The sequence below is a fragment of the Vibrio sp. MOR3 genome, from assembly GCF_001557775.1.
In the GTDB taxonomy this organism is placed as follows: Bacteria; Pseudomonadota; Gammaproteobacteria; order Enterobacterales; family Vibrionaceae; genus Vibrio; species Vibrio jasicida.
Genome location: NZ_LNRD01000001.1, coordinates 326,603 through 346,974, shown reverse-complemented (window position 1 = coordinate 346,974; position 20,372 = coordinate 326,603). Strand labels below are relative to the sequence as shown.

5 protein-coding genes are annotated in these 20,372 nt (G+C 45.6%); all 5 read right to left on the bottom strand.

What is annotated here, in order from left to right; all coding sequences use genetic code 11:
- Positions 1 to 2: 2 nt before the first annotated feature.
- The gene (locus ATB76_RS01535; protein WP_061034463.1) at positions 3 to 3,518 is read right to left on the bottom strand and encodes a hypothetical protein; all 3,516 of its coding nucleotides are present in this window, start codon (positions 3,516 to 3,518) and stop codon (positions 3 to 5) included.
- A gap of 68 nt (positions 3,519 to 3,586) precedes the next feature.
- On the bottom strand, positions 3,587 to 14,848 hold the full coding sequence (locus tag ATB76_RS01530; protein WP_240538026.1) for a DUF11 domain-containing protein: 11,262 nt from the start codon (positions 14,846 to 14,848) through the stop codon (positions 3,587 to 3,589).
- 199 nt (positions 14,849 to 15,047) lie between these two features.
- Positions 15,048 to 15,539, bottom strand: coding sequence for a DM13 domain-containing protein (locus ATB76_RS01525; protein WP_061034462.1), 492 nt, complete (start codon positions 15,537 to 15,539; stop codon positions 15,048 to 15,050).
- A 359-nt stretch (positions 15,540 to 15,898) separates the two neighbouring features.
- Positions 15,899 to 16,816 (bottom strand): OmpA family protein, encoded by a 918-nt coding sequence (locus tag ATB76_RS01520; RefSeq protein WP_061034461.1) that lies wholly within the window; start codon positions 16,814 to 16,816, stop codon positions 15,899 to 15,901.
- 29 nt (positions 16,817 to 16,845) lie between these two features.
- Positions 16,846 to 20,361 carry a hypothetical protein gene (locus tag ATB76_RS01515; protein ID WP_061034460.1) on the bottom strand — a complete coding sequence of 1,172 codons (3,516 nt, stop codon included), beginning with the start codon at positions 20,359 to 20,361 and terminating at the stop codon, positions 16,846 to 16,848.
- Positions 20,362 to 20,372: the final 11 nt, after the last annotated feature.

Genomic DNA, 20,372 nt, shown 5'->3' with positions numbered 1-20,372 from the left:
TCTTATAACTTACCAACTAGGTTAATGAACACGCCTGATGCATCGTAATCATCATCATTCGCTAGGTTACCGTCAAAGCTTGAGAAGTTGTAACCCACCCCAACTTTAAAGTTATCGCTTAAGTGTTTGTTCACCGAAACCAATGCACCCTGCTCTAGCTCATCATATGTGCTGTCGGTCTTCCAATGGTACTCACCCGTTACATCCCAATCTTTCATGACGCGGTAAGAGGCACTCAAGCCATAGAGAGAAATTTTACTGTCGACTGGAATGTCTTCGCCTGATTGACGAGTAAAAATTTCACTCTTATTTTTGAATGCGTATTTCGCACCTAAATCCCAGTTTGCATCCAACGAGTAGATACCTTCGATTTCGATGATGTGGCTTTCTTCATCTTTGTAATCAACATCTCGATTAAGTTGGTCGAAATCCACCAAGTAGGTGTAACGCGATAACACGTTCAAGCGATCGTTGTAGATAGGGCGATATGCCAAACCTGCTGTCGACTCAATGAAGCGTGCTAACACTTTATCACTCGATTTACTTTCAGAAAGCGAATAGTTGAATTTACCAAATAGGGTGTACTCCTCCGTTAGGTGATGAGTGTAACGGTTGGTGGTGACCCATTGATCAACACGTTTTTTATCTGGGTCTGTCGTTTCATCGGTTTTGTCGACACGGTATTCAACTTTGTTCTTGAAGACCACGTCATCTAGATCAATCGAAGTGCTCACACTCACGGCTTGGCGCTCGGTTGTGATTTTCTGGTCGTCCTCTATTTCCCCTTTTTGGTAGCCTATGCCCATGTCGATGTCATCGTTCATGTCATAGCCAAAACCGAATGAGTCGATACGCCCTTTACCGTTGTTTTCATCAACAAATTGGTTTTCTTGGTAGAAGTCGACCGTTGAAGTCAGATCTGCACGTTGACCGACAATCACATTGTTTTTGCCTTCGTAAGTATCATCTACGTAAGTTAAGTATGTGCTGTAATCTTCGGTTACGTCGTAAGTCACACTCGCTTCAGCAGCATCACCGCGATCACCAGTGGTGTATTCTGCGCCAACCACGAAGTCTTCTAAAATACGGGTTTCACCACCCAGAGTAACGCTGTCGTTCTCATCGTATTCATCAGTCTTACCGACGGTTTTTTGGCCTTTAACATAAACATTATTGTCGCTGTCCCAAATGTAATCGGCGCGAAGACCCGCTAAGGTGCCTTGGCCTTTTTCATTTTCGTTATTCAGTTCATCAACTTGCTTACCTGCTGCGGAGATCTTAATGTTTTTGGTAACTTTAACCTGTGCTTCCAGTTCCGCTTGTTGGGTATCTGTTCTTAGATCTCCATCGGATTCGCGCTCTTCAATCGAGGTAAAGCGTGTTTTCACAGCAACACGATCGGTCGCTTGGAAGCGAATTTCAGTGCCGTAAGATTCTTGTTCTAAATCGTCATCTTGGTTTGCGTAACTGTATCCCGCATCTTTAGATTTATACCAGCCCTTAACATCGTTACCCACCGCAGAGAAGATATTCGGCGCAATATCATAAAGGTTCATCACGCCTTTCACCTGATAGATGTCACCTTCTCTATCTTCACCGACAGTACCAATCGGCTCAAAAGTTAAACCACCGTCTAATGAGACAAAGTTTGAATCGGTTTGACGGCCTTTACTATGGCCAAATTCCGCCTTCAAATACGTACCTTCAGAAGCGCGTAATGTCAGATCTGTTCCGTACGCTTCGTAATCTTGGTTGTCTTTTTCTTCGGTTTGATAATTGGCACCAACACCAATGTAATCATTCACCCATCCTTTAACACGACCACCAGCAGTCAATGCATCCAAAGCATCACTGCCCTGAGGTACATATTCATAGTCCACCGCTAGATAGTTGTCATAACCAGACGATGGTTGGTCATTGATGACGGTGCCGAAGTTATCTGAAATGATGTTGTTCAGCGGTCTGGTTAGAATAATACGACCTTGATACGGGTCAATTTCATAGTCTCGTCCCGATTGCAGTGGCATTTCCTGAACCGTGATGCTGCTGTCAGGGTCAACAACTTTCACCATCACCTTGTCGCTGCCTGGAACCACTTCACCATGACGCAAGAAGTACAGCGAACCGCCAGTCCCTAGGAATTCATCGTGAGCAAAGAGTGAATCAGATTCAGCAGCAAAACCAACAATGTTCAAACGGTCTTCACCAAACTTAGTGGTTGAACGGGTACGGTAATCGCCTTTGAAACCATACAAGCTACGGTTGTAGTCGTTGTTGTCGGTGCCAGTAATACCAGTGTTGTAGTTACCCCACAAAACATTGGATTTATCGTACTCAACGTTGAGGTAAACTTTACCTTTGGTATTCACCACTTTGTAGATGTTGGAGCTGTCACCATAATTGCCATAATACATCTCATCGTCGTCTTCCAGAATGTCGAACACACTGGATGAGTCAGAGGCAAACGGGTGCTTAAACATGTCTCGCACGTCGCTTTCTTTGGTATCAAAGTGGGTAGTAATTCTGAGTTTGTCACCAAACTTACCTTGGCCAAAGTACGCTAGGCGGCCTTGATTGTAGATATCATCTTGGTATTGGTCATCGACTGCCAATGCAGAGGAGTTGCCCGTCACCTTATTTTTACCGATATAGAAATCGGCAAGACCGGCTTGTACCCAGTATTCATCTGGAATACGTACATACAATTGGTAGCGACGCTCTTCTCCATTGTCGAATACTACGCGCGTCGGGAACAAGTACGCATCCGCGGGTAGATATTGCTCTGCGTACAACTCACCTTCTTCAACATCAAATTCGTCTTCGCCGATAATGACCTTATCAACGCCTTTTAGTCCCGTACCGATGAAACGTGCCAGCCCCGCTGAGGTCGGAATGTTATGGCGCATCAACTGTGCTTTACCAAGTTTACGGCTTTGTTCTTCTTCGCCATCGTTCTTGTCGATGTCGACTTCAGAATCTGGCTCAACTAGGTTAATCACGCCGACCGTCGTCACGTCCATATTGCCGTCTTTATCGAACGCCTTTAAGCGAAACAACAGCTGTTCATTCGATTCGAATTGGTAATCTTGCTCGGTTTGACCATCCCAAACTATATTGAAGTCGTTGGCGAACTGTTGCCCTTCCACGATCGCAAGTGGTGCGACTAAACCCCGGTCACCCCCGCGATAAACTTCCAACTGATAATGGTCTACGTAATAGCTGAAGTTGGTGGTAATCGCGAAACTCATTTCTTGTAATGGCTTACCGTCACGAACTTCAATGTCACTGCTGATACTTAGATCCAACACAGGGTCAAAACGCATAATGTCACGGCTTGCCCAGATCGCACCTTGTTCTAAATAAATACGCGAATTATCGATTTGCTCATGCGCTTTAACTTCAATACCCAGTGAGTCACTGTCAAGTTTCTCCAATTGACTGGTGTCTTTCGCGAACGAAAGTATCGGCAACCCAGCCGCGATACACATTGTCAGTTTTGATGGTCTCAATCTAATCATAAATAATCCTGCTTAACCGCTTAAGTGGTCGGCTGGGCGCACCCAGCCTGCATCTGTGCTGCTAACGGTTAATCATCCCCACTGCTTTTGATGCTGAAGTTAAATTTCGTCAGTTTGTTTGGTGTGATTCGGCGCACTTTCGGGTTTTCACTGATTACCTTCATGCCTGTTGGTAGCGAGTCAGTGTCGACTTTGACCAAGAACTGCTTACCTTTCTTATTCAACACCCACTGATCTGGAACGTGGTATCGACCATATTGGTCTGTCTCGATGATGATGCCTTCGACCGTTAACAGTCGAACGCCTGGGATACCGTCTTCGTAAAGTCCTTTGTTCTCTACGATGATTTCCCATAGGTACATATCACCATCTCGGTAGAGGTTTCTCACCACGTCGATGTTCTCTGCCGACAGACCTTTTTTCTTATCTCCTTTGTGCTTGGTAATCGCGTTACCTTGCTTATCGAACTCGATGTGCGTGCCGTTATCCGTTGTCACCTTGAACGGGAAACCTTGGCGGGTCCGCGTCTTAAATTGGAAAGCCACTTTGTTGCTACCTTCAATGGTTCGGTTGCGAGATAAGCCGTACAATTCATTGACTTCATATCCTTTATCCACACTCGACATCACAACGTCTTGCCCTTTCAATTTCACGTTCGCGTCTTTCAAATGAGTCTCTACGCCATCTTGAGTAATGAACGTGGAATTCGGAATGTAATCCCCCTCTGCAAGGTCAACATCGATGTAGATATCATCGGCAGTGGCATCAGCTTGGAAGCCATCACCGTTGTGATCTTCAAACACCTTACCGATGATGGATGCAGTATCGAACACCTTGTCTGGCATAACTTCGACCGTTGCGCTGGCAAGGTTCGACTTCACAACGTAGTTGGTCGTGGTGTTTTGTGCGGAGAAGCTTTCTGCCGGTGGCGCTTCTGCCCATGCGGTGTTGGTGTAAACGCCAAAGGTAGCACCAACACTCACACGCATTAGGTAACGAATTCGAATTGCGTCTGCAGTTTGCGAGTCACCGTTGCCATAGATATTCATATCTCCGACTTCGAAGAACAACTGATTGGTCTTAGTTGGCTCTACGGTAATTTGGATGTCGTCTGCGGTATCAAACACACCATCTGGTCCACTGTTCACCATCTCGGTAGAGTCAGGGATGTAAGCGAAGCCTCCTGGGTAGCGGTCAACCAAGCGAACCCTTGTGAATGGGTTGTCGTTTTCGTTGGTGATCGTCACTTCATATTCCACAACTTCACCGACGCTCGCTTCTGACTTGCTAGCAACCTTAGTCACTTTCAACATGCCTTCGTTGTACGCTTGCTTCTTGACCTTAATGGTCACATTGGCGGAAGCGGTTTCACCTGTCGATGCTGCGGCAGTGAATACGTTTGTGAAGTTGTCATCGATACCTCGGTTGATTTCACCCTTCACCACGATTTCGTATTCATTACCTTGATACGCCTTCATGGCGTGGTTTGAATCGACATTGCTATCTGAATCAACAGAAACCACAACACCAGACTTGAGCTCGGTGATGGTCGCTTTCCATGTGGTGAACAATGGATTGCCGTTGTTACCAATAAGCTTATCGATTTCATCCAACAAGTTGACGCTTTCTGCATCGGCAGAACCTCGGTTGGTCGCGGTCATTGTGAAGGTAATTTCATCGTCGTCGTTGGTGTATTCCGCTTTATCCGCCACCTTGGTCACCGACAAAATGATCGGCAGTGGTTTGATGGTTGCGAAATCATCAGCAAGGACATCACTTTCTGACTTGTCATAGGCATACGCGTGGTTGGTGATTTCTCCCATCGCATCCGCGTTTACAACACCCGTGATTTCAATGTCCAACTGATCGTTTGGCGCAATAATCACGCGGCTATTCACATCCAGGTTGTCGCCCTGAATTTGTGGCAACACGATGGTGCGGTCGTCATTATATGAGCTTGTCATACTCCAACTGGTAAACGCTGGCGCTTCGGTGTCGTGAATCGTATTCACCTTCAACTCAGAGATAAGATCCTTAAGCACTATCTCTTCGGTAAATGAGCCAGATTCATTACTTAACACCACGTGGTAAGTGACGTTTTCACCCGGACGGTAATACTCGTCATCCACGGTTTTCTCAAGTTTGACTGACTCTGGCATCGCTAAGAGCGTCGCTGTTGCGTCTTGAGTATCCCCCCGGAACGTGGCGCTTGCCGTGTTTTCAATCTCACCAATGGCGTATTGGTTTACGAGACCAGTAATCACAAACTCCACCTCATCATTTGCCGCAATGCTCAGCGTCGAATCAATGTCAGCATTCACACTTGGAATATTGGTGATGTCTGTTTCTGGGTTACCTTTGTTGATATCAATACGCCATGAATCAAACGCTTTCACGGTCGTCCCATCAAGTCGAACAACGTCAATATTGCTGATAGCATCTTTCACATCAACATCCGTTGCTGGCACAGTGCCTTCATTCTTCACCTTAACGCGGAATGTCGCTTCCGTGCCGGGAACATAGTATTCCGTGTCTGCGGTTTTCTCGATTGAGATACCTTGAGATTGAGGTTGGATGGTCGCACTTGATTGTTGCGTGGTGCCATTCAGATCCGCAGTGGCAATATTGGTAATTTCGCTCGCTGCCAATGGATTGGTTTTCACCGTAATGGTGAACTCGACAATATCATGTGGGGCAATATCAATAACTGAGCGAATATCTTGGTTATCGACTGGCATTGGCGTGATAGTCGTACGACTGTCACTCTTAGTGGTTTCGATAGTCCAACTCTCAAACGCACGTTCATTTACACCGTAGATGTTGATCGCTTTAATGCCTGACAGAATGTCGTCTAGCTCAATATCATTATCAAAGCCATCGGTCCCGTTGTAGACACGAACATGGAATACCGCTTCTTCACCCGGGATATAAATTGGCGATTCAGCCGTTTTCTCAATCCAAACTTCTTCAGGTAACGTTTCAAGCGTAGCCGTTGCATCGGTAGTCGCACCACCAAACTCAGCCGTCGCGGTGTTAACGATATTGGCCACTGCACTGCTGTTGACTGTACCTGTAATAGCAAATTCCACCGTATCACCAGGTGCAATATCAAGGTTGGTAGAAATATCACCGTTTGGTCCCGGAACCGTATCTATGTTGGTACGTGGGTCCCCTTTAGTGGTCACGATCGTCCAATCGTTAAACGCAGGTTCTATCGCTCCACCAGAGGTTTCAACTTCAAGTGAAGAAATGATGTCCTCGACTTTTACATCTGCCGCAAAGCCGGAACCATTATTGGTCACTTTGACGCGGAATGTGGAGAACTCACCCGGTTGGTAGTAACGCTCATCGGTGGTTTTCTCCAGAACGATATCACCCGGACGTGGTTTCAACGTTGCTGTTTCCGTCACGTCTTTACTGTTGTGATTCAGCGTTGCGGTGTTAACAATGTCGCCCGTTGCTTCCGGGTTCACTAAGCCAATAACGTAAAGAGTGATGGTGTCGTTCGGTGCGAGGTCGATGTTGTAATCAATATCCTTGTCAACCACAAGTGAGTTCGCATCGACGGTAGTCAGTGAACTGCCCGTAACATATTGAACCGCCCATTGTAGGAAAGCTTGGTTGGCCGAACCATCAATGGTATTCACGGTGAGCGCACCAATTTCATCTTTCAGGTTGATGTCATTCGCGTAGCTGTTGCCTTCGTTGACAATTTTCAGGATGTAACCTGCCGCTTGGTTAGGGCTATAAAACTCCACCATTGGCTCTTTCGTAAAGGTTAAATCTGGGATCGTCGCTGTGCTGGTTGCTTCTGCAGTTTTAGTCGAACCATTGTAGGTCACTTCAACTTGGTTGGTGACATCGCCCACTACTTCTGGGTCAAGCTCCCCTTCCGCCGTAATAGTCACGACATCATTTGGACTGATGTCCAAGCTGCCATCTAAAAACTCACCAGTGGACGATGGGAACTTAGTGTCACCCGTCTGTGAAGACGCATTGAAGAAGATGGTTCCAGACTCAAACGCTTTTACTGTCGCGCCCGTAATACTGGTCGAAGTAATGTCGTTGACTAGATCCTTAATGGAAACATCACTTGCCCAGTTGGCTGTGGTGTTTTCAATTGTGATGGTATAAGTCAGCTTGTCACCTGATTCGTATTGGCTCTTATCAACCGTTTTATCGACCGTGAGATCAGCCGTTGCCGCCACATAAGTCGCATCCGCAGTTTGAGAACCGCTTGAATCGCTCACTTCCACTACGTTGGTGATATCGCCAACAAGGTCCGCTTTTACAACACCTTCAACATGAAGTTTCACTGTGTGATCTGGGTGAATGTTGTAGCGAATCTGATAACCATTGTCGCCAGTCACCTCAGAGCCTGCAATGGGCTGAGTCAATGTTGGATCAGTACCGTCAACACTCACTGACGTCGCTGACCAAGAATCAAATGCACGAACTGGTAAGGTCGCACCCGCTTTTTCAGCACGAATCGTCTTCCAAAGGTCAGAAATCAGGACATCGGTCGCATAACCTGTACCTGTGTTTTTCACCTCGATATCGTAGCCAATGGTATCGCCCGGATGGTAAATCGCGGGGGTAATTGAAGTGACTTTCGAAACGGTAAGTGTTCCCGGTTCAGGGACGATAACTTTTTCTTTCAGGTTGTAGGTGAAGTAATTGGTTCCTGAATTCAGCTTACCTTGTAGTTGGTTAGTAAACTCACCAACTGCATCATCGCGAGCATGACCAACGACTTCGATTAAGATTTCCGTATAAGTATCATCGGCCGCTTTACCACCCATCTGAACCGTCACATCAATATCCGTGTTTGGAGCTACAGAGTTAAGGTTACTAATATCTGTGTAGGCCGGATTACCATCAGTGATAATTTGAGCACTTACCGTCCAATCCTTTAAAGCAACTTGCTCTGTACCATCAGCGACTTCAACTTTGTAATTGCTAATAATGTCACGAATGTCAATCAACTCGTTATTTGCAGTCTCGTTGCGAACACGCATTTGATACCGAACTTCTGAGCCTGGAGTATAAGTTGGTGTATCCGTTGATTTTTGAGCAATCAGGCTCGACGTACCAGGATCTAGAACTACGGCATTACTATCAACGCCGTTGACTTTGGCCACATTGGTAATGGTCCCTGTGGCGTCCGCCGCTACTGTGCCGTCAATCTCAAACACAACGGTGTCGCCTGGCATCAAGTCGAACGCTGCATTCAGTGGTACAGTTCCTTGGTAGTTACCCGTAATTGAGAATCGGTCTGCATCAGGCGCACTCACGATTGCCACACTGTAGTCTTGGAATGCTGCCTTACCATCAGATGTATCAATGGTGTTTAGTTCATCAACGATAGTCGCGCCATTGGTAATGCTGTCGCCCACGTTGGTCACGCTAACTTGATATTGAACTTGACCGTTCGGGTTGTAGTGACAGCCTGTGCCAGTCGTTGATGGGAAAGTACATGTACCACTGTCTGCAGTTGTACTCAGAACTGACTTCTCGAAGTTCAGTACAGGCACAACTGGTGGAATTATGTCCGTGGTATCACTTTGGTTCCCAGCCTTACCCGTGTTGCCATCGATATCACCAAGAGCGTCCGGGCGAACTTTTCCTTTAACCGTAAACTCAATGACTTCTTCCGGAGCGATATCGACTAGTAGGTCAAGATCATCAGTCGCATCATAAGACTCAATGTAAGTGTCTTGGGTTCCCGTTGTACCTGTTGAAGTGAAAGCATGAGATATATCCGTATCTGAGAACGCTGATTTCGTCGTCCCACCGATCACTTCAACGCGAACGTTAGAGACAATATCTTGGATCACGGTTTGGTCACGCCACACGGGCTCGGTGTTGATCACCGTGAATTTGTAGATGACCTCATCTTCAGGTTTGTAGGTGTCACCGGATACATAAGATTTGCCATCGATTGAAACAATTTCTTTGCTCACCGACAGATTACTGCCCTCAGGCGTAACTTTCGCGGAATTGAAGTTACTGCCGTTGTATTTCGGTGTCGCAACAATCTGGTCGAGCGCATCTTGGCGGATCTGTGACTCCATGACAAAGTCAATCCAACCACCCGGCGCGATCGAAAGTACTGAAATATCGATATCTGCATTCGCACCACCAGTGTAGCCATCAATCAGAGTAGTCGCTTCACCGGATGTGGTAGCGGTGACTGTCCAACCATATTGATCAAATGCAGGTAGCGTTTGTGAGTCAGATTCACCAGCTGCATTCTGAGCAACACGTACTTTGACATTTGAGAACAACTCTTTCAGTGATTTGTTGTACTCCAAACCTTTACCATTGTTCTCAATACGCAAGTGGTAAACGATCTTTTCGCCGTCTGTCGTATGGTTGTATGTGGTCTTGTGTGTTGCCAATGATGTATCAGTGTACGCTTTATGCGACTTAACAATGTTCACCGGCAGCATGTTCACCGGTTCTGACGGTAAGTTATGGCTCTTGTCGACCACTGCAACGTTAAGAATTTGACCTATCGCTTTCTCACTGATCTTCGCTTTGATCGTGTAAGTAACAAAGGTTCCGCCTGTTGCAAACTCATTAGCTGCTAGGTTGAACTTAGTATCGATATCACTGTTGTTACTGACAGAGCCCGCATCACTAATACCACTCGAATCAACACTGGTAACAATGGTCCATGAATCAAATGCACGTCCTTTACCACTACCATCGAAGTAATCGGTCTGGATCTTGCTGATTTCATCCTTGATTGGCATCTCATTAATGTGAACATTATTTAAGTTCTTCAGTGAGATTTCATACTCGATGTAACCACCCGGCGTATAACCACCACTTAACTTGGTAGTGCCATCCTGATCGTAGATTTTGGTGACATGTTTTGAGAAGTCGTACTTCTCTGCAGAGGCTTTGGTCTCCGCACTCACTGTATCGCCATCAACAGTAAGTAAGTTCAGGATCTCACCGACGGCGTTGTTGTTCACCTTAGCCGTCACAACATACTCAATGATTGTGCCTTTAGGGATAGAGGCATGAGTATCGATGTCTGCGTTATCAGCAATCTTGCCATCCAGATCGAGAATAGCCGAGGAGCTACCACTGACGATCCTTGGAACGACCGTCCAACCCGAGTCAAACGCTTTACCGCTTGTGCCATCGACAAGATCGACCATGATATTAGACAGTCGGTCGATAACAGGAATGTTGTATGCGTTACCCTTACCATCGTTTTCGATTGTTAAACGGTAAACTAGAGGTTGCCCCGGCTCGTAGCTTGATTGATCAACCGTCTTACTGAACGCCAGATGATAGCTGTTCGGGATCACCGTGATGCCACCAATAGTGATTGTACCGGTCGCGTCTTCACGCACCACACCCACGACTTCAAAGGTAACGGAATCTTTGCCAGCCACATCGATCGTTGTGTTGATGTCTTTATTATCCGCAACAGTACCATCCAATGTGCCGTCGGTTGTGCCGTCGCCACCATTTGAATCATCTTTCGAAACATCGACGGTGAAACCTTTATCAAATGGCGTCGCTAAAGAGCCATCCAACAACTGAGTCGTCACACCAGTAATGTTTTCGCTTACAGCGTGGTCATTGACATAACCAGTTTGAGAAGAAACCGTTACTTGATAAGTTAAGGTATCACCTGGCGAATAGAAGCGAGACTCAACCCCATTAACCAGTAACTTCCTCACCACATCGCCGCCATTGTAAGCTCGCTCCATCTCATGATGAGAAAGATGTGATTCTTCAGTAACTTGGCCAAAGTCACGGTATACGTAGGCGTCATTCTCAATTTTGTCGTTTAAGTTCCCCATTGAATCCTGAGAACCAATAACATTGTCTTTAACACGAGCTTTAATTCGGAAAGTACGCAATTCGCCCGCAGCAAGTGTCATCGTGTTCGATGCATCACCAGGTGGGTAGATAAAATCTTCGGTAGTTTGAGATTGAAAACCGCCGCCGTCATCGAAATCAAACTGCCAGTATTCAAACGGAGATTGGTTTGGGTAGTTTTCATATTGGTTGTCTTTGTCATTTGCCAAAACAGAACGAATATCTGTCAGTAAATCAACGACCTTAAGACCGCTTTCGACATTCGCGCCATTGTTCAAAACACGAATTTCATAAGTGACGTCATCGCCAGGAACAAAGCGAACTTTATCCGCTGTTTTCAGAATAGAAACGTTAAGAGAGTCCCCTGATGTACCACCAATCTCGGCAGAAGAGGATTGGTTTAAGTTCGTCGATGGATCGTAAATCTCTGCAGTATTAGCGATCTCATCTTCTATGTAATCGTCTTTAACTTTGCCTCTCACATTGTAAACAACGTAACCTTCGACACCATTAATTTTAGGATCGATATCGATACGACTATCGATATTTCCGTTATTTGGATACCCCGACTTTTCACCAGCATAACTGCCCGTTTTAAAAGGTGAATTATTGGAATCTGTAGATGCCGTTATTTCCCATTCAGAGAACGCATTCAAGCCCTTAATATCATCTGTGACACGAACTTCGTTTGCATAACCAGGCCCAGTATTGACGATGGTAATCTTGAAGTTAACCCATTGGCCTGGAACAAACGAATCATCAGGTGTTGTTTTCGCAACAATCACTTTTGGATCATGAGGGTAAACAATAACCGTATCCGATGCAGATGATTGAACTGTTGAATCCGGTGTTTTGATTTCTGCTGTATTGTCAAATCGCGAGTATATAATCTCACTTTCATTTGAGCGGTCGATTTGTGCCACGATGGTGTAAACCACTTCAACATTCGGCGGGATTTGTGCCGTTGTATCTAGATCCGTATTTGGCGCAAAAGTACCGACGTCGGTGTACGCTGGATTGCCATCCAATTGAGGATCATCTGAGATAATCTCCGCACTGATCGTCCACGATTTGAACACTTGTTTTGATGTCGTATCTGGTTCCAATATCTTCGCGGAGATCGAAGATAAGGTGTCTTTTACAGCAACATTTGTCGCATAACCGTTTTCTTTATCGTTCTTTAAGCTGATTTGGTAAGTGACTTCGGTATCAAGCTTAGAATACGCAGTCTGTTCACCATGAAACCCGCTGTCAGTATTCGTCTTCACACGTTTGTTTAGCGCAATCGCAAAGTCGCGAGGATCAGAGCCTCGATCGGCATAGACAGAGCCATCAACAGTTACTTCGTTTGAGATATGGCCATTTGCTAAAGGGTTAGTCTGAGCAACAATGGTGTACTCAATATAGGAGTGAGGTTGAAGCGTAGCAATGACATTCAAATTGTCAGGGTGTTTCACTTCTCCAGTGATACCAGTATTTGAAGCGGTCGCTGGTGTGCCATCGTCTTTAAACGCTTCGGCAGTGATCGTCCAATCCGAATAAGCATTGATTTCTTTGCCATTGATATCGGTTGTTTTCACTGAGTTAAGGTCGTCTAGTACCTGAACTTGGTTTGCAAAACCATCACCGTCGTTCGTCACGGTAATGGTGTAAGTCAGAGTCTGGCCAGAAGAATAAAAACGACTATCTACGTCTTTACTCGCACGTAAGTTATCATCTGGAGTTTGAACACCCGAGCCTTCTTCGGTTACGTTATCATTAGAGCAACTTGGGTCGTCATCAAGAATGAGGCCTGTACTGGTATCATTCGTTTTGGCGGTAAGTTTGTACTTAATGGTTTTACCCGGTGCGATGTCCGGTGTCAGCGAGAGTGGACTTGATGTCCAAGCTCCATAACTAAAAGAGCCAGGATCAGAACCAATCGAGTCTTCACCAGAAATCACTTCAACTTTCCATTTTTCGAAAGCCTGCCCGTCACCAGCGCCACCCGCTTGCTCGGTAACAACACACGTCAAGTTATCTTGAACTAACAGGTTATTGGCAAAGTATTTTGATGAGCCATTTGTAACGGTAATTTCGTACTCAATTTCACCACCTGGTACATATTCGGATGCAGAAGTGGTTTTAGAAATAGAGATATCAGAATCCGACACACTCAGCACTTTTTCTGCGTCAACCGTATCGGAAATACTGGAGCTCTCGACTAGCGAACCAGACTCATCTGTCACCGAAGCAGTAAAGCCTTGCAAAGTACCAATCGTAATAGGTGTCAGTGTTGCTTTAATTTGGTAAGTAATCGACTCACCCGGATAAATAGAAACGGTATCGTCAAAGTCGACATCCGTTTGTGAGCTGCCTTGGTAATCAGAAAGTGAATTACTGCCAATGCTTGAAACTGTAATATCCCATGTGGTGAAGGGATTTCCATCCACATCAGTGTTATCGTATGAAGGAGATAAATTGTTCGCTAAACCATTGCGGCTTACTAAGTCTTTAATATTCTGTTTTACATGGTAATTATGAGCAATCGCACCGCCGTTATTACTCACCTTCAATTCAAAATCAACTTCACCGTTAATTAGGTATGGCGATGTCGAGTTTAACGTGTGCTCAAGTTCAATATCAGGATCAGCTGGCGGTGTCGATAGTGGGTTACTGTCGACCTTACCAGCACGAGTCGTGGAGCTTGCTTGGGTATCAATATCGGATACTAGGTCCGCAGCAACCGTCGCTTTGATGGTGTAAGTAATGTAGCCACCAACAGAGATCTCCGCATCGGTGACCGATAAATCCCCTGTTGTCGCAAAGTTACCGGCATCGCTCCCCGATGAAGCGACGGCACTAATGGTAACACTGCTAAATGCATCCCCCGTTGAACCGTCTAACTTCTGCCCCGTTAAAGATGCAAATTCTTGCTCAATATCTAATCCTTTAACCGCATAAGCACCGTTATTGGTTGCCGTCAAAGAGTAAGTCAATGTGCCGCCAACCTCATATTCCTCGGGATTAACATATTCTTCCAGAAGATAATCGTATTCAGCTGGGGGGAAAGTAATCGTGTCCGTGTTTGTAAAAGTCGTTTCTGTGCCGGAAACCGTCCCTTTTACTTCTGTGTTGCCGAGAACGATATCTTCAGCGGCATCATCAGCAACTGTTGCTTCAATTTGATAAGTAATGCGCCCTAGCGGTAATAAGTTAGCGCCGGTCACGTTCAAATTACTATTGCTGGAGGAATAACTACCTGCATTCGTTCCTAAGGTGTGAGTATCGGTAATCTTGACACTGCTGAACGCCCTACTCGATCCAGACATCACATCCCAAATGGCATTCGTCACTGACACATCACTGATCGTGCTGATCGTCGTATTTCGAACCTCAATAGAATATGTAATGACCTGTCCATTTTCATAAGGCAGACCGAATGTTGGACTAAAAGATATTTCTATTTCCCCTGCTGCTAATGCTTTGAAAGGAAGCAAAAACATAAGCAAAAACAAGGCTAGATAACGTTGAACAATTGGCACAATACTTTTCCGACTCATATAAAATATTAATTATTCAGATATTTATGACTAAGCTAGCAATAGCGTCAAAAACTAGGCGCCGAGATATTGTCGACAGAAGAATTTACATTGTCACGTTTCTGTCATTTTTTATTCGGCATTGGTTAAAACTACTTGGCTATCAGCTCTGGTTCAGATTTGCGACAGATTCAAGCTGCGCAGAGGTAATAAATTCACCAAATGTTTCACACCAAATAATAACGGTCGTGTAGTTGTCTAAAGGCAAATCTTGAGGAAGAGTGACCATAAAACGGTCAAATGTTTTCACGTCACCCACATTAATCATTTGCGGCTTCAATCGATTGAAGTCATCTTCCGTTTCAACAAATTTAGGAGAGAGGTACACTTTATAATCTGGGCCCGGAGCAAGCTCACCTTCAAAAGCCAAGGTGTCTTCTGTTAGCCAGATATCTCCTTGCCCCCAATGCAAAAAGTCACTGTCGATGCGATCTCGTTCAAAGACTCCACGATAGAGCAGCCCCTCAGAAGAATGAGAGATCACTGAGACATCAGGAGAAGTGGGTTGTATAAGAATAGGCAGCGCGTAAATACCGGCGGCAAAACCAGCCAAAACACATAAAGTGTGGCTTACAAGCAACAAAATCCATTTCATAGTTATATACCTAGCTTTAGCTAATACGACGTCATCGATAAATTTAGTCTATAAAGTTCGCTAAATCAGGGTATTAACCAAAACTCAGAGATTTCCTATATATTTTTCAGGTGAAGGTCACAAATCTGATTATTATATTGCGCCTCGTGATGCTTAAACTGAATATTCATCATTTAAACAAACGCAACTAATGGAAATATAAATGAAAAAAATTGGTGTTATGGAAGAGTGGTTTTCTTTCGGTGAACGTAGATTTACCTGCATTTGAAAAAGCAGAGGGATAACCAGAAATGGAGTTGAATACGGAAGAAAGGTAAAAAGCCAGCCTTAGTACTTTCATCCTCGGCTGGCTTTATTGATTATTGTTTAGGTTGGATGGTTGGTTGCTCTATCAAACCTTCTTTGAATACGATGAAGGCTCGGCGGTTAAGGGCATTGGCCTCTTTGGAGCGCTTATTAATTGCCGGTTGTAGCTCACCAAACGATTTCACTTCCCATAAGAATTGCGATGGGTCGATTTTGGTTTTCAGATACTTCACCACTTCAGATGCTCGGCGCTGTGCCAACTTCTCGTTGTATGACAGCGAACCAATTTGGTCAGTATGACCCGCAACAAGAATACTGCCCTGCAAGCCTTGCAACTTATCAGTGAAGCTGTCTAATTTGGCTAAATCTTCCGGCTTCAGCTGTGACTTGTCGAAATCGAAGTGCGGTGTCATCGCCATGTAGATTTTGCGTTCCGGTTTTGGTGGCTCACAAAATGGCATTTCTTCATATTTTTTCGCTTCCTCGAACACCACAAAAGCACGGCGGTTTTCAGCACGATCCTGATCGGTTTTACCCAGCGCTAATGGTTGCGTTTCACCAAAATACTTCACTTCCCAGTCATAATGGTCTGGATTAAGTTTTTCTTTAAGGAAGCTCTCCACTGATTGAGCGCGACGCAGTGACAAGGCTTCGTTGTATTCCAGTGAGCCTTTGTAATCGGTATGACCAAAAATGGTAATTCGACCGCTTAAGCCTTCGATTTCATGCACGAAGGCATTCAAACTCGTCGCATCTACGTCTCGAATGTTGTACTTATCAAAAGCAAAGTGCTCTGCCACAGCAATGTGAATTTCTCGCTCTGGCGCTAAACATTCGCTGATTAAGAATTTCGATACGTCCAAGTCGGTAAACTTGTCTCGGTTCTCTTGGCTTACGTAAGTATCGGTGGCGCAACCAGCGATAAGCAGCGTGCCCACTACCCCACCAAGAAGACGAAGGGTTGTTTTCATAAATTCCTCTCACTCATTCACGGATGGGGTTATAACTTACCAACCAAGTTGATGAATACGCCTTGTGCGTCGTAGTCATCATCGTTGGTTAAGTCGCTATCAAAGGCAGAGAAGTTGTAACCAATACCGACTTTGAAGTTGTTGCCGATGTGCTTGTTCACTGACACCAAAGCACCATGTTCCAACTCATCATTTAAGGTGTCCGTTTTCCAGTGGTATTCACCGGTGACGTCCCACTCTTTCATCACTCGATAAGAAGCACTTAAGCCATACAGGTCAATGTCGCTTTTGACGATTTCGTTCTTACCGGATTCACGCGCAAAGACTTCTTCTTTGTCTTTATGTGCGTATTTCGCGCCGACATCCCAGTTTTCATCGATGCTGTAAATCGCTTCGACTTCGATGATTTGGCTGGTTTCATCTTGGTAATCCACATCACGGTCTAGTTGGTCATAATCCGCAATGTAGGTATAACGGCTCAATAAGTTCAGACGATCGTTGTAGATTGGACGGTATGCTAAGCCACCTGTTGCTTCGACAAAGCGCGCCATGGTCTCACCCGTGGTTTGACTCTCAGTAATCGAGTAGTTGTATTTACCAAACAAGGTGTGCTCTTCCGTTAATCGATGTGTGTAACTGTTGGTCGTCACGATCTGCTCCAGCTCTCGCTGTGCGACATCAGGATCGTCTTCGTTCTTGTCGACACGGTATTCCAGTTTGTGACTCAAGTTGATGTCATCCAAATCGATTGACGCATTCAAGCTGACAGATTGTCGTTCAGTGATTTGGTTTTCATCGTCTTCGATTTCACCTTGTTGATAACCAATGCCCATTTCGACATCGTCCGTCACGTCGTAACCAAATCCGTAGGAGTCGATACGGCCGTGGCCATCGTTTTCATCGACAAATTGGTTCTCTTGGTAGAAATCCACACTTGAAGTCAGATCAGCACGTTGGCCGACAATCACGTTGTTTTCACCTTCGTAGTTATCATCTACGTAAGTGACATAAGTAGAGTGGTCGTCAGAGACATCATAGGTCACGGTCGCTTCGGCAATTTCACCACGGTCACCAGTGGTGTACTCACCGCCCAGTGATAAGTCTTCCAACACGCGGAACTCAGCCCCCACAGAAACGCTGTCATTATCGTCGTAGTCATCCGATTGGTTCATGGTGGTTTGGCCTTTGACATACACGCTGTTATCACTATCCCACATGTAATCCAAACGTAAACCCGCCAAGGTTGCATTACTTTGTTCATCTGCTTGGTTGAGCTCATCGACCTGTTGGCCTGCTGCCGATAGCTTGATGTGCTGAGTCAGTTTGAATTGGGTTTCTAGCTCAATGGTCTCGGAATCTGTTTTCAGATTGCCATCCATGTCACGCTCTTCGTTAGCAGAAAAACGCGATAACACCGCAATACGGTCAGTGGCTTGCAGACGCAATTCCGCTCCATACGCTTCTTGCTCAAGATCGTCGCTGCTGCTTGCATAACTGTAACCCGCGTCTTTGTCTTTATACCAAAGTTTGACGTCGTTACCGACCGCACCGAAGATGCTTGGTGCCAAGTCATACAAGTTCGCAACTGCTGTCACTTGAATGCTGTCACCTTCGCGGTCTTCTAGACTGTCACCAATCGGCGTAAAGGTTAAACCACCATCGTACGAGACAAAGTTCGACTCGGTTTGTCGACCTTCACTGTGAGCGAATTCCGCTTTGATGAACGTTCCTTCCGTTGCACGAAGCGTTAAATCAGAGCTGTAAACTTGGTAGTTTTGATTGTCTTTCTCTTCCGTCGCGTAGGTGACGCCAAGACCGATGTAGTCATTCACCCAGCCTTTCACACGGCCGCCGTAAGACATCGCATCCAGTGAGTCAGAGCCTTGTGGTACGTATTCGTAGTCCACAACCAGATAGTTTTCGTAATCGTCGTTGCCTTCAATCACGCTGCCAAAGCTGTCAGACATGATGTTGTCTAGTGGCTTCGTCAGGATAATTCGACCTTGGTATGGGTCGAATTCATAGTCACGCCCCGGCTCTAGTGGCACTTCGTTTTGCGTGAGGTTATTTTCATCGACAACCTTAACGTAAACCTTGTCACTGCCTGGTACGGCTTCTCCATGACGCAAGAAGTAAAGCGAGCCACCTGTGCCCAAAAATTCATCGTGTGCGTACAGAGAATCCGCTTCTGCTGCAAAACCAACGATGTTCAATCGGTCTTCACCGTATTGAGTGGTATCGCGAGTGCGGTAGTCCGCTTTAAAGCCATATAAGCTGCGGTTGTAATCGCTGGTTTCTGTGCCTGTGACACCCGTGTTGTAGTTACCCCACAAGTACTGAGACTTGTCGTATTCTACATTTAGGTAGACTTTGCCCTTGGTATTGACCACTTTCTCGATGTTCGAACTGTCGCCATAGTTGCCGTAGTACAACTCGTCATCGTCTTCCAGAATATCAAACACGTCTGAATCTTCCGATGCAAACGGATGCTTAAACATGTCTTTCAGTTCACTTTCTTTGGTGTCAAAGTGGGTAGTAATACGCAGCTTGTCACCAAACTTACCTTGGCCAAAGTACGCCAAACGACCTTGGTTGTAGATGTCGTTTTGATATTGATCATCAACGCCAAGCGCTGCACTGTTGCCTGATACGTTGTTCTTACCGATGTACAAATCCGCCAAACCGGTTTGCGCATAGTAAGTGTCTGGGATACGCACATAGAGTTGGTAACGGCGCTCATCGCCATTATCAAACACGACTTTGGTTGGGAATACGTACGCGTCGGTAGGTAGGTACTGTTCTGCGTATAAGTTGCCATCTTCAACGTCGAATTCGTCTTCACCAATGATGACTTTATCAACGCCTTTAAGGCCGGTACCAATAAACTTCGCCAGACCTGCATCGGTCGGAATGTTGTGTCGCATCAACTTAGCTTGGCCATAGCTGCGGCCTTTGCCTTCTTCGTCTTCGTTGTCGTTTCGGTCGATGTCCACTTCTGCATCCGGACGAACGAGATCCGTCACACCTACAGTAGTGACATCCATATTGCCGTCTTTGTCCCATGCTTTTAGTCGGAACAACAGCTGGCCGCCAACATCAAACTGGTAGTCTACATCTGTAGCACCGTCCCAGTTGATGTCAAAATCGTTGGCCAACTTATCCCCTTCCAGCACGGCAATCGGCTCGGACAAACCAAAGTCGCCCACGCGATAAACTTCAAGTTGGTATTTTTTGATGTAGTAGCTGTAGTTAGTGGTAATGGTAAAACCAACGCTATCGCGCAGCGTACCCTCTTCCACCTCCAGCTCATCACTGACGCTCACATCCAGCACAGGATCAAATCGCGTGATATCACGACTCGCCCAAATTGCGCCTTGGTCTAAATAAATACGCGATGCGTCGTCTTCTTGTTTTGGTGTTTCGACCGTGATGTCAGTGGTTTCTGACTCGAGTTTCTCTAGTTTGCTGGTATCGGCGGCCATGCCCATCATCGGCATGGCAGACATAACACAGGTAGCTAAACGAGACTTACTAAATACTTTCATACAAATTCCAG

Coding starts and splice junctions, on each gene's coding strand:
- ATB76_RS01535 (WP_061034463.1), bottom strand. CDS start 3,518: ATGATTAGATTGAGACCATCAAAACTGACAATGTGTATCGCGGCTGGG.
- ATB76_RS01530 (WP_240538026.1), bottom strand. CDS start 14,848: ATGTTTTTGCTTCCTTTCAAAGCATTAGCAGCAGGGGAAATAGAAATA.
- ATB76_RS01525 (WP_061034462.1), bottom strand. CDS start 15,539: ATGAAATGGATTTTGTTGCTTGTAAGCCACACTTTATGTGTTTTGGCT.
- ATB76_RS01520 (WP_061034461.1), bottom strand. CDS start 16,816: ATGAAAACAACCCTTCGTCTTCTTGGTGGGGTAGTGGGCACGCTGCTT.
- ATB76_RS01515 (WP_061034460.1), bottom strand. CDS start 20,361: ATGAAAGTATTTAGTAAGTCTCGTTTAGCTACCTGTGTTATGTCTGCC.